At 74.8% G+C, this 12792-nt stretch carries 13 protein-coding genes; 3 read left to right on the top strand and 10 right to left on the bottom strand.

The window, feature by feature from the left end; translation table 11 throughout:
* Window positions 1–33: 33 nt before the first annotated feature.
* The 3 genes from ABD358_RS10810 to ABD358_RS10800 form a co-directional block, all read right to left on the bottom strand.
* On the bottom strand, window positions 34–663 hold the full coding sequence (locus ABD358_RS10810) for a hypothetical protein (RefSeq protein ID WP_344630695.1): 630 nt from the start codon (window positions 661–663) through the stop codon (window positions 34–36).
* On the bottom strand, window positions 660–2180 hold the full coding sequence (locus ABD358_RS10805) for an ATP-binding protein (RefSeq protein ID WP_344630768.1): 1521 nt from the start codon (window positions 2178–2180) through the stop codon (window positions 660–662). Before ABD358_RS10805 ends, ABD358_RS10810 begins: the two co-directional genes overlap by 4 nt.
* Before the next feature lie 154 nt (window positions 2181–2334).
* On the bottom strand, window positions 2335–3012 hold the full coding sequence (locus ABD358_RS10800; RefSeq protein WP_344630694.1) for a response regulator: 678 nt from the start codon (window positions 3010–3012) through the stop codon (window positions 2335–2337).
* 191 nt (window positions 3013–3203) lie between these two features.
* On the opposite strand from ABD358_RS10800, the gene ABD358_RS10795 reads away from it, so the two are divergent.
* Window positions 3204–3962 carry a SigE family RNA polymerase sigma factor gene (locus tag ABD358_RS10795; RefSeq protein ID WP_344630693.1) on the top strand — a complete coding sequence of 253 codons (759 nt, stop codon included), beginning with the start codon at window positions 3204–3206 and terminating at the stop codon, window positions 3960–3962.
* A 116-nt stretch (window positions 3963–4078) separates the two neighbouring features.
* Here the strand turns inward: ABD358_RS10795 and ABD358_RS10790 are convergent, their stop codons facing one another.
* Complete coding sequence (locus ABD358_RS10790) at window positions 4079–4738, bottom strand: ATP-binding protein (RefSeq protein ID WP_344630692.1); 660 nt, start codon at window positions 4736–4738, stop codon at window positions 4079–4081.
* Between the two features lie 117 nt (window positions 4739–4855).
* Here ABD358_RS10790 and ABD358_RS10785 point away from each other — a divergent pair, with 117 nt between their 5' ends.
* Window positions 4856–5323 carry a hypothetical protein gene (locus ABD358_RS10785; protein WP_344630691.1) on the top strand — a complete coding sequence of 156 codons (468 nt, stop codon included), beginning with the start codon at window positions 4856–4858 and terminating at the stop codon, window positions 5321–5323.
* Between the two features lie 66 nt (window positions 5324–5389).
* Here ABD358_RS10785 and ABD358_RS10780 read toward each other — a convergent pair whose 3' ends face one another.
* The 3 genes from ABD358_RS10780 to deoC are packed head-to-tail and all read right to left on the bottom strand — an operon-like array spanning window position 5390 to window position 8713.
* A complete protein-coding gene (locus ABD358_RS10780; RefSeq protein WP_344630690.1) occupies window positions 5390–6271 on the bottom strand; it encodes an aldehyde dehydrogenase family protein in 882 nt (293 codons plus the stop codon).
* A complete protein-coding gene (locus tag ABD358_RS10775; RefSeq protein ID WP_344630689.1) occupies window positions 6264–7700 on the bottom strand; it encodes an aldehyde dehydrogenase family protein in 1437 nt (478 codons plus the stop codon). Before ABD358_RS10775 ends, ABD358_RS10780 begins: the two co-directional genes overlap by 8 nt.
* A 5-nt stretch (window positions 7701–7705) precedes the next feature.
* Window positions 7706–8713 (bottom strand): deoxyribose-phosphate aldolase, encoded by a 1008-nt coding sequence (deoC, locus tag ABD358_RS10770; protein ID WP_344630767.1) that lies wholly within the window; start codon window positions 8711–8713, stop codon window positions 7706–7708.
* A 156-nt stretch (window positions 8714–8869) separates the two neighbouring features.
* Between deoC and ABD358_RS10765 the strand changes: the two genes are divergently transcribed.
* On the top strand, window positions 8870–9487 hold the full coding sequence (locus ABD358_RS10765; RefSeq protein WP_344630688.1) for a PH domain-containing protein: 618 nt from the start codon (window positions 8870–8872) through the stop codon (window positions 9485–9487).
* A 19-nt stretch (window positions 9488–9506) separates the two neighbouring features.
* Here the strand turns inward: ABD358_RS10765 and ABD358_RS10760 are convergent, their stop codons facing one another.
* The 3 genes from ABD358_RS10760 to ABD358_RS10750 all read right to left on the bottom strand — a co-directional run bounded on the left by ABD358_RS10760 (window position 9507) and on the right by ABD358_RS10750 (window position 12731).
* Window positions 9507–11186: a phospho-sugar mutase gene (locus ABD358_RS10760; RefSeq protein ID WP_344630687.1), complete on the bottom strand. Its 1680-nt coding sequence runs from the start codon at window positions 11184–11186 to the stop codon at window positions 9507–9509.
* 184 nt (window positions 11187–11370) lie between these two features.
* Window positions 11371–12192: a purine-nucleoside phosphorylase gene (locus ABD358_RS10755; protein WP_344630686.1), complete on the bottom strand. Its 822-nt coding sequence runs from the start codon at window positions 12190–12192 to the stop codon at window positions 11371–11373.
* Window positions 12193–12293: 101 nt separating this feature from the next.
* Window positions 12294–12731 (bottom strand): gamma-glutamylcyclotransferase, encoded by a 438-nt coding sequence (locus tag ABD358_RS10750; RefSeq protein ID WP_344630685.1) that lies wholly within the window; start codon window positions 12729–12731, stop codon window positions 12294–12296.
* Window positions 12732–12792: the final 61 nt, after the last annotated feature.

The following is a 12792-nucleotide window of genomic DNA, read 5'->3' as shown; positions in this document are numbered from 1 at the left end:
CCGCACGCCCCCGCGTCCGCCGGGTGTGCCGGGTCACTCCGGGAGGGGGGTGCCCGCCGTCCTCGCCGCCTCGGGGTCGCCGCGCAGAGCGCGGGTGCACGAGTACTCCAGCAGCCCCCCGCCGTCGCCGTCCCGCGCGGGCCCGCCGAGCGTCACCGTGCCGTCCCGCCCGGTGGCGGCCGTGCCCGCGAACGTGCACACGACCTGGGCCAGGGCGAAGGGCGGCAGTCCGCCGGGGTCCCGGTCGAGCCGCAGCGCCTCCTTGGGATCTCCCCCGGACGGACCGCCGACCTCCAGGTCCCCGGGGACGGCGCTGCCGAAGCCGGCCTCGTCCTCGGCCCGGGACGGGGCCTCGCGCAACTCCTCCAGCAGCGCCCGGGCCGTCCGCAGCCGCGCGTCCCGGCCCGTCTCCTCCCCGGGGGGCTCCTCCAGGGGCACGGCGCGCTCCACCGCGATCACCTCGCCGCCGCAGACGAGGAAGACGGCCAGTACGGTCCCGCCGCCGGCCCGCTCCCCGTCCGGGGCGGGCGGCGTGCACGACGCCCGGGACGGCGCCGGCCCGGCGTCCACCGGCACGGGCGTCGACCGGATGCCGCACCCGCCGATCGCGAGGGCGGCGAGCACGGCGGCGACCGTGCGGACGGTGCGGCGCGCGGTGGTCATCGTTCGTTCTCCTCGTCGGTCCCGGCGTCCGCCCGGACGCCGTCCCCGTCCCGCGCGACCCGGCTCGCGTCGCGCGGCAGCCGCAGGGTGAAGACCGCGCCGCCTCCGGGCGCGTTCTCCGCGGTGATCCGGCCCCCGTGGATGTGCGCGTTCTCCTGGGCGATCGACAGCCCGAGCCCGCTGCCCTCCGAGCGGGGCCGGGACGCGCTCGCCTTGTAGAAGCGGTCGAAGACGTGCGGGAGCACCTCCTCGGGGATGCCCGGTCCGTGGTCGGCGACCCGGATCACCAGCTCGTCCTCGCCGGCGGCCGACCGGTCCGTGCGCACCGACACCCGGACCGGGGAACCGCCGTGCTTGAGCGCGTTGCCGATCAGATTGGCCAGGATCACGTCCAGCCGCCGCGGGTCGAGCCGCGCCATGACGCCGCGGTCGGCGTCGAGCTCGACCGCGTCCAGCCACGCGCGGGCGTCGATGCAGGCCGTCACCTGGTCGGCGACGTCGACGTCGTCGAGCACCAGGCGGGCGGTGCCCGCGTCGAAGCGGGTGACCTCCATCAGGTTCTCCACGAGGTCGTTCAGCCGCCGGGTCTCGCTGACCACCAGCGTGACCGCGGGCGCGATCATGGGGTCGAGGGAGTCGATCTCGTCCTCCAGCACCTCCGTCACCGCGGTGATCGCGGTCAGCGGCGTCCGCAGCTCGTGGGACATGTCCGCGACGAAACGGCGGCTGGACTCCTCGCGGGCGCTCAGTTCCGCCACCCGCTTCTCCAGGGCCTCGGCGGCGCCGTTGAACGTCCGCGACAGTTCGGCGAGTTCGTCGGTCCCCGACACCCGCAGCCGGGTGTCCAGCTTCCCCTCGCCCAGCCGCCGCGCCGCCTCCCCCAGCCGCTGCACGGGCCTCAGCACCGTCGTGGCGGCGGCCTGCGCCAGCAGGGCGGAGCCGATCAGCGCCAGCGCGGTGGCGATGCCCAGCGACCAGGCCAGGGAGCTGAGGTCGTCCCGCTCGGGCGCCAGCGACTTGAACATGTAGCCCGTCGGCCCGCCGCCGATCACGGTCGCGCCGCCCACCAGGTACGGTTCGCCCCGCAGGGTGACCCGCTGCCAGTACAGGTGGTACGGGGCGGAGTTGGACGCGTCGACCCGGCGCTTCCTGTGCACCGCGGTGCGCAGTTCCACGGGCACGTCGTCCAGGGTGAAACGGGGGTCGGACGCCGCCTCGCACGCCGTGCCGTCGCCCTGCCGGCCGGTCAGGACGACCTCGTAGCGCTGGGTGCTGCCGGACATGGCGCCGGCCGCGCCGCGCAGCGCGTCGCACGCCGGCCGGTGCGGGAGGGAGTCGGCGTGGTCGCCCAGCGACTCGCGGAAGTCGTTGAGCGCGGCGTTCTGCGCCCGGGTGAGGACGGCGTCGCGGTTGATCCAGTACGCGATGCCGGACGCGGCCGTCGCGGCGATCAGCGCGACCAGCGCGAAGACCACCACGAGCCGCATCCGCAGGCTGGTCAGCCGCAGGGACTCCATGACTCTGCCGGGGGTCGCGCTCACGGTGCCTCTCCTGGTGCGCCTCGCCGCCCGCCGGAGGCGGGCACGGATATCGCGGACGCCGGGGAGGCCGCGGACGGCCGCGCCGGACGTGCCGCGGCGGCCCCGCGGGCGCGTCTCGCGCCGGGGGGCGTCACGCCGGGGGGTCCAGCCGGTAGCCGACGCCCCGCACCGTGCGGATCAGCGTCGGGGAGGAGGGCACGTCCTCGACCTTCGCGCGCAGCCGCTGGACGCACGCGTCGACCAGGCGGGAGTCGCCCAGGTAGTCGTGCTCCCACACCAGCCGCAGCAGTTGCTGCCGGGACAGAGCCTGCCCGGGGCGGCGGCTGAGCTCCAGCAGCAGCCGCAGTTCGGTGGGGGTGAGCTGGAGGTCCCTGCCGTTCTTGGTGACGGTCATCGCGGAGCGGTCGACGACCAGCGACCCGAAGACCGCCGAGTCGCTCGCCTCGCGCTCGCCGCGCCGCATCACCGCGCGGATGCGGGCGTCCAGCACCCGCACCTGCACGGGCTTGACCACGTAGTCGTCCGCGCCCGACTCCAGGCCGACCACGACGTCGATGTCGTCGCTGCGCGCGGTCAGCAGGACGATCGGGAGCTGGTCCGTGCGCCGGATGCGGCGGCACACCTCGAAGCCGTCGATGCCGGGCAGCATGACGTCCAGCACGATCAGGTCCGGGCGCTGTTCGCGCAGCAGTTTGAGGCCGTCCTCACCCGAGGCCGCGGTCACCACACGGTGGCCCTGCCGGGTCAGACCCATCTCCAGGGCCGTACGGACGGCTTCGTCGTCCTCGATCAGCAACAGGAAAGGCACGTGCGCCATTCTGGCGCATCGCCCGCCCGCCCTTCGAGTGGCATGTACACGGAGGCCGTTTCCGGGGCGGGTCACGGCCGTCCGGGTCCTGTGACAGCCCTGTGACAGACGGCGGACTTCGCCATGAAACTGCCGCGGCAATGTATTCGCCACGAGCAACGCACCGGTTGGCTCCACGAGGGGGGCGCGAGATGAACGCACTGCACCGCAACACCACCAGCGCAGTTGTCGACACGCGCCTGCACACCCCCGCGGTTCCCGACCGGGGCGGGGAGAAGTCCGGTGCCCTGGGGACGCGGGCCTGCGTCCGCGGCACCGGGCGCCGGCGGCCGGCGTACATCGCCGCCGTGGAGGAGCCGGCCGGGGGGAACGGCCGGCAGGGGGAGGACGCGTACGGGGAGGCACCGGGGGAGCGGCGCCGGAGCGTGTCGGAGGCGGAGTTCACCGCCTACGTGCAGGAGCGCCGCGCCTCCCTCTACGCCACCGCCTACCACCTGACGGGGGACCGCCACGAGGCCGAGGACCTGCTCCAGAGCGCGCTGTTCTCCACCTACCGCGCCTGGGACAGGATCAGCGACAAGGCGGCCGTCGGCGGATACCTCCGCCGCACCATGACCAACCTGCACATCAGCGCCTGGCGCCGCCGCAGGCTCAACGAGTACCCGACCGAGGAACTCCCCGAGTCGGCGGGCGAGAACGACGCCATGCGCGGCACCGAACTGCGCGCGGTCCTGTGGCAGGCGCTGGCGCGGCTTCCCGAACTCCAGCGCACCATGCTGGTCCTGCGCTACTACGAGGGCCGCACCGACCCGGAGATCGCCGACATCCTGGGCATCAGCGTCGGCACGGTCAAGAGCAGCATCTGGCGCTCCCTGCGCCGGCTGCGCGACGACGAGGCGCTCAGCCACGGCCGGGACCTGGAGGAGAGCTTCGGCGAGCTGGTCGCCTGACGGGCCGCCGGGGACGGGGGATCACGGGGGAGAGAACGGGGGATCACGGGGGAGGACGGGAGCGGGTCCGGCCGGCCGGGGGGTCCGGTCGGGCCCGCTCCTTCGCCTGTGCGCGTTCACCTGCGCGCGGCGGGCCTTCCGAGCGCGTCGCGCGGGGCCGGCACCCGCACCGCCGGGGACGCGTCCAGGGCCGCGATCCGCGCCAGGGCCTCGTCACGGCCGCAGGCGTGGGCGCCCAGGGAGACGTGGTGCGCGACGATCGCGCTCTCCCTGCGCATCAGGAACCAGCCGCGGCGCACCAGGACGGGCAGCGACTTGCGGCCCTCGCGCACGTCGCGGACCAGCCGCCGCCGGAAGGTCGTGACGGGGCGCCCGCGCAGGCACAGCGTGTCGGCCAGCAGCCCCGACTCGCGGCAGCGGCGGGCGACTTCGGCGGCGAAGATCCCCTCGGCGACGAACAGGCGCGCGCCGCGCAGGTCCAGCACGTCCTCGCCGACGCGCGCGCTCACGGAGATGTCGTACACCGGCACGGCCGCGCGGCCGTGCTCGCACAGGGCGGTGATCGCCGCCACCGCGGCCTCGGCGTCCCAGGAGGCGGGATCGTCCCAGTCCACCAGGCCGCTCCCGGGCAGCAGGGGCAGCGACGGGTCGCCGGCCTCCTTGTAGAAGTCGTCCAGGCGCAGGACGGGCAGCCCCGTGCGGGCTGCGAGCGAGGACTTCCCGGAGCCGGAGGGACCGGTCAGCAGGATCACGCGGGCGGTGTCGGCGGAGGTCACGGGACACCATTGTCCGTGATCCGCGAGGGGAGTTGCGCGCGTGTGCGTGTGACGGCGCCTTCATATACGCTGCGTCACCGTACGATCACGCACACAGACTCATCGGGTAGGTGTCCCATGACCGCTCAGCACCGCCGCCACGCACGGACGAGGCAGACGCGCACGGCCGGAAGGGGCCTCCCCCGCGCCCTGCTGCGGGCCGGGCTGGCCGTCTCCGCGGCGGGGGCCGCGGTGATCTCGGGCGCGGCCGCGGCGTCCGCCGCCCCGGCCCTCCCCGTGTCCGGCTCCGCCGTCGGCCTCTCGGCCACCGGGCCGCAGCCGGACCCGGAGAAGGCGCTGGAGGGCGGGGCGAGCGCGCTGGACGCGACGGGGATCGCGACGGCCGGTGCGCTGCGTCCGGCCAAGGACCAGCCGCTCCACCCGCTGGGCGGCACCCCGGTGGACCCGCTGAGCAACACGGTGGGCGCCCAGGTCGCCGACTTCAAGGGGGTGTCCACCGAGCCGGTCACGGCGCCGCTCTCCAACGGCGGCACCCTGCGCACCCTGCCCGCCGTGGGCACGGTGACGGGACTGCTGCCCGGATGACGGACGGAACCGGCCGTGCCGCGGCACCCGGGAAGCACCGGGAGCCGCGGCACGGCCGGCGGGCCGTCAGACGCCGATGGGGTGCCAGACGGTCTTGGTCTCCAGGAACGCCAGTATCCGCTTCATGCCGGGATCGGCGGACCAGTCCGCTCCGCCGGCCCCCGGCCGCAGCACCCGCTTGAGGTTCTCCGCGGCGGCCGTCTCCAGCTCCTTCGCCAGCTCCGGGTCCGCGCCCGCCAGGTCGACGGCGTTGACGTCCTGGTGGGCGGCGAGCGGGGCGGCGATCTCGGCCGTCCGCCCGGAGAGGACGTTGACCACGCCGCCCGGCAGGTCGGAGGTGGCCAGCACCTCGGCCAGGGAGAGCGCGGGGAGCGGCGCCCGCTCACTGGCCACCACCACGGCGGTGTTGCCGGTGACGATCACCGGGGCGACCACCGAGACCAGCCCCAGGAAGGACGACTCCTGCGGGGCCACGACGGCGACCACGCCGGTGGGCTCGGGGGTGGAGAGGTTGAAGTACGGGCCGGCGACCGGGTTGGCGCCGCCCGCCACCTGGGCCACCTTGTCCGACCAGCCCGCGTACCACACCCAGCGGTCCACGGCCGCGTCCACCTGGGCGGCGGCCTTCGCCCTCGACAGCCCCTCGGCGGCGGCGACCTCCGCGGCGAACTGGTCGCGGCGGCCCTCCAGCATCTCGGCGATCCGGTAGAGGATCTGGCCGCGGTTGTAGGCCGTCGCCCCGGACCAGCCGCCGAACGCCTTGCGGGCCGCGACCACCGCGTCCCGGGCGTCCTTGCGGGAGGCCAGCGGAGCGTTCGCCAGCCAGTTGCCGCGCGTGTCGGTCACCTCGTACACCCGTCCGCTCTCGGACCGGGGGAACTTCCCCCCGACGAACAGCTTGTAGGTCTTGAGAACGCTCAGCCGCGTTCCGGCGGTGCTGTCAGACATCGAGGTACGCCTCCAGACCGTGACGACCGCCCTCGCGGCCGAAGCCCGACTCCTTGTAGCCGCCGAAGGGCGAGGTCGGGTCGAACTTGTTGAACGTGTTGGCCCACACGACGCCGGCCCGGAGCCTGTCGGCCATCGCCAGGATGCGCGACCCCTTCTCCGTCCACACGCCCGCGGACAGGCCGTACTGCGAGTTGTTGGCCTTGGCCACGGCCTCGTCCGGGGTGCGGAAGGTCAGCACCGACAGCACGGGGCCGAAGATCTCCTCGCGGGCGATCCGGTGCGCCTGGGTGACGTTCGTGAAGACGGTCGGCGCGAACCACCAGCCGCGGTCGGGCAGTTCGCAGGCCGGCGCCCAGCGTTCGGCGCCCTCGGCCTCGCCGCTGTCGGCGAGCTCGGTGATGCGGGCGAGCTGCTCGGCGGAGTTGATCGCGCCGATGTCGGTGTTCTTGTCCAGCGGGTCGCCGACCCGCAGGGTGGACAGGCGGCGCTTGAGCGCCTCCATCAGCTCGTCGTGCACCGACTCCTGGACCAGCAGCCGGGAGCCCGCGCAGCAGACCTGGCCCTGGTTGAAGTAGATGCCGTTGACGATGCCCTCGACGGCCTGGTCGATCGGCGCGTCGTCGAAGACGATGTTGGCGCCCTTGCCGCCCAGCTCCAGGGTGAGCTTCTTGCGGGTGCCCGCGACCGTGCGGGCGATCTGCCGGCCGACGGCCGTCGAGCCGGTGAAGGCCACCTTGTCGACGCCCTCGTGCGCCACCAGCGCGGCGCCCGTGGAGCCGTCGCCGGTGAGGATGTTGACCACGCCCCGGGGCAGCCCGGCCTGACGGCAGACGTCGGCGAAGAACAGGGCGGACAGCGGCGTCGTCTCGGCGGGCTTGAGGACGACGGTGTTGCCGCAGGCCAGCGCCGGGGCGACCTTCCAGGCGAGCATCAGCAGCGGGAAGTTCCAGGGGATGACCTGGCCCGCCACGCCCAGCGGGCGCGGGTCGGGCCCGAAGCCGGCGTGGGAGAGCTTGTCGGCCCAGCCCGCGTAGTAGAAGAAGTGCGCGGCGACCAGTGGCAGGTCGGCGTCGCGGGTCTCGCGGATCGGCTTGCCGTTGTCCAGGGTCTCCAGGACGGCCAGCTCGCGCGAGCGCTCCTGGATGATCCGGGCGATCCGGAACAGGTACTTGGCGCGCTCGGAGCCGGGCAGCGCCGACCACGGCCCGAAGGCGCGGCGGGCGGCGGCCACGGCGGCGTCCACGTCCTCGGCGCCCGCGTGGGCGACCTCCGACAGGACCTCCTCGGTGGACGGCGAGACCGTCTTGAAGACCCGGCCGTCGGCGGCCTCGCGGAACTCGCCGTCGACGAACAGGCCGTAGGAGGGCGCGATGTCCACGACCGCGCGGGACTCGGGCGCGGGTGCGTACTCGAAGATGGGGCTCATCGGATTCAGTCCACCGTCACGTAGTCGGGGCCGGAGTAGCGCCCGGTGGTCAGCTTCTGGCGCTGCATCAGCAGGTCGTTGAGGAGACTGGAGGCGCCGAAGCGGAACCAGTCGGGGTGCAGCCAGTCGTCGCCGAGGGTCTCGTTGACCAGCACCAGGTACTTGATCGCGTCCTTGGCGGTGCGGATGCCGCCCGCGGGCTTGACGCCGACCTGGGGGCCGCCGGCGGCGCGGAAGTCGCGCACGGCCTCCAGCATCACCAGCGTGTTCGCCGGCGTGGCGTTGACCGCCACCTTGCCGGTGGAGGTCTTGATGAAGTCCGCCCCGGCGAGCATCGCCAGCCAGGAGGCGCGGCGGACGTTGTCGTACGTGGCCAGCTCGCCGTTCTCGAAGATCACCTTCAGGTGGGCGTCGTCGCCGCCGGGCCGGGCGCACGCCTCCTTCACGGCCCTGATCTCCTCGAAGACCTGCATGTAGCGGCCGGAGAGGAAGGCGCCGCGGTCGATGACCATGTCGATCTCGTCGGCTCCGGCGGCCACCGCGTCGCGGGTGTCGGCCAGCTTCACCGGCAGGGCGGCGCGGCCGGCGGGGAAGGCCGTGGCGACGGAGGCCACGTGGACGTCCCGGCCCCCGGCGGCGTCCAGGGCCTGCCGGGCGGTGGCCACCATGTCCGGGTAGACGCAGATCGCGGCGACCTTCGGGGTGGTGCGGTCGGTGGGGTCGGGGTGGACGCCCTTGGCGCACAGGGCCCGCACCTTGCCCGGGGTGTCGGCGCCTTCCAGGGTCGTCAGGTCGATCATGGAGATGGCGAGGTCGATGGCGAACGCCTTCGCCGTGGTCTTGATCGAGCGGGTGCCGAGCGCGGCGGCGCGGGCTTCGAGGCCGACCGCGTCGACCCCCGGCAGGCCGTGCAGGAAGCGGCGCAGCGCGGCGTCGGACGCGGTGGCGTCCGCGAGCGCGGGGAGCGGCGCGGGGGGTGGTGCGGCGGTCGTGGTGGGAGACGTGGCAGGCATGGTCACCAGACGAGCATATCTACGCGCGTAGCGGAATGTCACCCCCTCCCGTTCCCTCCCCTCCCGGCCGGGGCCACGGCCCGGGCCGGCGGCGGGAAGGGGACGGGGCGCGACCGGCCGGACGCGCCCCGGGCGGCATCGGGCAGAATCGGGGGCATGACGAGCGAGCAGCCCGGACAGGCCGACCACACCTACCGCTCCGCCTCGGGGATGGTGGGAGGCTCACTGCTGCTGTTGCTGGTCCTGCTGATGGCCGGCGAGGGAATCGTCAACGGAGAGGGCCGGATCCGATGGCTCTCCCTGGCCTGGCTGGTCTTCCTCACGCCGCTGATCACCGCCTTCTCCCTGCGGCCCGCGGTCTTCGCCGACCGCGGGCGGCTGCGGGTGCGCAACCCCTTCCGCACCATCACGCTGCCGTGGGCGTCGGTCGACGGCGTGCGGGCCGCGTACTCCAGCGAGGTCCTCGCCGACGGCAGGAAGTACCAGCTGTGGGCGATCCCGGTCTCGCTGCGCCAGCGCAAGAAGGCCCTGCGCAGGAGCGGCGGCCCGGGATCCTCCCCGGCCGCGCCCGGCGCCGGCCCCGCCCCGGGCGTCCCCGCGGCGGTCCACCGGGCCCAGGCCGACCAGGCGGTCGAGGAGATCCGCGCCCTGGCCGAGCGCCACGCCTCCGACGAGGCGGCGCAGGGCGCCCCCGCCGTCCGCTGGGCCTACGAGATCCTGGTCCCCGCGGCGGCCGGCGGGATCGCCCTGCTCTGCCTGCTGTTCCTGGGCTGACGGCCCCGGCGGCCGCCGGTCAGATGCCCACCGCGGCGGCCAGGTCCGCCCTGAGCGCCCCCAGTGCCCAGTCCGCGGTGGCGCGGGCCGCGGACAGGTCCGAGGCGTCCGCGACGGGGACGACCACCTCCAGGTAGCACTTCAGCTTCGGTTCCGTGCCGCTGGGGCGGACGACGACCCGGGCCCCGGAGATCCCCCGCCGGGAGTCGCCGGCCAGCCGGTAGCGGAGCGCGTCGGTCGGCGGGAGGGCGCCGCCCCGGCTCAGGTCCTCCGCGGAGGTCACGGTGAGGCCGGCCAGCGAGACGGGCGGTGTGGCGCGCAGCCGGCGCATCGCCGCCTCGATCAGCGACAGGTCCGCCACCCGCACCGAGAGCTGGTCGGTGGCGTGCAGGCCGTAGCGGGCCGCGATGTCGTCCAGCAGCTCGGTCAGGGTGCGGCCGGACTCCTTCAGCTCCGCGGCCAGCTCGGCGACGAGCAGCGCGGCCGTGATGCCGTCCTTGTCCCGGACGCCCTCGGGGTCCACGCAGTAGCCCAGCGCCTCCTCGTAGGCGTAGCGCAGGCCGTCCACGCCGGCGAGCCACTTGAAGCCGGTCAGCGTCTCGGTGTACGGCAGGCCCGCCTCGGCCGCGATCCGCGACAGCAGGGAGGACGAGACGACCGTGGTGGCGAAGGCGCCCCGCGCCCGCTTGTGCACCAGGTGGGTGGCCAGCAGCGCCCCCACCTCGTCGCCGCGCAGCATCCGCCAGCCCGTGTCGGCGCCGGGATCGGGGACCGCCACCGCGCAGCGGTCGGCGTCGGGGTCGTTGGCGATGATCAGGTCCACGCCCTCCGCCCGGTGGGCGGCGGCCGTGGCGAAGGCCAGGTCCATCGCCCCGGGCTCCTCGGGGTTGGGGAAGGCGACGGTGGGGAAGCCGGGGTCGGGTTCGGCCTGCTCGGCGACGGGCACGGGGGCGGGGAAGCCCGCGCGCCCGAAGGCGGCGGCCAGGGTGGCCCCGCCCACCCCGTGCAGGGCGGTGTGGACGACCCGCACGTCCCGGGGGGAGCCCGGGGTGAGGACGGTGACCGCCCGGTCCAGATAGGCCTCGACGACCTCCTCGCCGAGGACGTCCCAGCCCGACTCGGCGCGCGGGACGTCGGCGAGCGAGCCGATGGAGGCGATCTCGTCGGCGATCTCCGCGTCGGCGGGCGGCACGATCTGGGAGCCCCCGCCCAGGTACACCTTGTAGCCGTTGTCGCGGGGCGGGTTGTGGCTCGCGGTGACCATGACGCCCGCGACGGCGTCCAGCCGGCGGACGGCGAAGGCCAGCACGGGGGTGGGCAGGGGCCGGGGCAGCAGGGCCGCCCGCAGGCCGGCGCCGGTCATCACGGCGGCGGTGTCGCGCGCGAAGTCGGCGCTCTTGTGCCGCGCGTCGTACCCGATGACGACCAGGCCGCCGTCGTGCCCGTGCTTGCGGAGGTACGCCGCGAGCCCGGCGGCGGCCCGGATGACGACCGCGCGGTTCATCCGCATCGGCCCGGCGCCCAGTTCCCCGCGCAGCCCGGCGGTGCCGAACCGGAGGGTGCCGGAGAAACGGGCGGCCAGTTCGTCGAGGTCCCCGGAGTCGACGAGTCCGGCCAGTTCCTCCCGGGTCTCCGGGTCCGGGTCCTCGGCCAGCCAGGACCGCGCCCGGGCGGTCAGTTCCTCGTGCACGGTTGTCACGGTTGTCTCCGCTTCTACGTGTCGCCTCACGGGCGGGACCCCAGCGCCCGCCCGTGCTTCGCCGCCGCTCCCGCGCGCCGGGCGGGCGCGGCGCCTGCCACCCACGGGTACCCGGGAACGCCTCCGGATGCCGCCCGGCGGCCCGTCGCCGGACGCGGGGCGGCGGTCCGGGGCGCGTGCCGGGTCAGATGCGCCCGAGGACCCTCGCCAGGAGGGCGCCCATCCGGGCGGCCGAGTCGCGGCCCGCCTGGAGGACCTCCTCGTGGTTCAGCGGCTCGCCCGTCATGCCCGCGGCCAGGTTGGTGACCAGGGAGATCCCCAGCACCTCGGCCCCCGCCTCGCGGGCCGCGATCGCCTCCAGGACCGTGGACATGCCGACCAGGTCCCCGCCGATCGCCCGGACCATGCCGATCTCGGCGGGCGTCTCGTAGTGGGGGCCGGGGAACTGGACGTAGACGCCCTCCTCCAGGGTGGGGTCCACCTCCTGGCACAGGGTGCGCAGCCGCGGCGAGTACAGGTCGGTCAGGTCGACGAAGTTGGCGCCGACGATCGGCGAGACGCCGGTCAGGTTGATGTGGTCGCGGATGAGGACCGGCTGGCCGGGACGCATTCCGGGGCGCAGGCCGCCGCAGCCGTTGGTGAGCACGACGGTCTTGCAGCCCGCGGCGACGGCCGAGCGGACTCCGTGGGCGACGGGCGCGACACCGCGGCCCTCGTACAGGTGCGTACGGCCGAGGAAGACCAGCGCGCGCTTGTCGCCGATGCGGTACGAGCGGACCTTCCCCGCGTGGCCCTCGACGGCCGGGGGCGGGAAGCCGGGCAGGTCGGTGACCGGGAACTCGTGGTCCGGCTCGCCGAGCGCGTCGGCGGCCGGCACCCAGCCCGAGCCCATGACCAGGGCGACGTCGTGGCTCTGCGCGCCGGTCAGTTCGCGCAGGCGGGCAGCTGCGGCGTCGGCGGCGGCGTACGGGTCGCCCGAGTAGTCCGTGGTGGCAGATGCGTTCACGCGGACGAGGGTAGCCGGTCTTTGCCTACGCGCGTAGACGGGAGGGGTGGGAGCGCTCCATCCGGACTTCCGGAACCGGTTTCCGGACGGCCGGACCGCGGTCAGCAGGGGCGCTTGCGCAGCTCCGTCACATAGTCGTGGGGAGCCCCCGCGGACTCCGCGGCGTCGGCGATCTCGCCCAGGTAGCGGGCCGAGGGCAGGCCGCCCTCGTAGCCGTTGAGCACGTAGCACCACGCCGTCTCGTCGCCGTCCAGGGTGTGCACCCGCACCCGGACGCGGCGGTAGACGCCCATGCCGACCCCCTCCCAGCGGTCCAGGGAGTCCTCGTCCATCGGCGCGATGTCGTACAGCGCCACGAAGACCGCCGAGACGGGGTCCTCCACGAGGGTGGCCAGCGCCCCGTCCCAGCCCATCTGCTCGCCGCCGAAGGTGAGCCGCCACCCGCTGAGCCACCCGGTGCCGCGCAGCGGGGAGTGCGGGGCGCGGCGGGACATCAGCCGGGCGTCGAGGTTTCCGGCGTAGGCGGCGTAGAGCGACATGGGACGAAAGGGTAGCGCCGGCCGCGGCCGCCTCCCGGGCAAGCCGGACCGAACGGTCCGG

The organism is Streptomyces glaucosporus (assembly GCF_039533345.1).
Lineage (GTDB): Bacteria > Actinomycetota > Actinomycetes > Streptomycetales > Streptomycetaceae > Streptomyces > Streptomyces glaucosporus.
The sequence above is the reverse complement of the archived record's forward strand: the minus strand, read 5'-3'. Positions and strand labels throughout refer to the sequence as shown.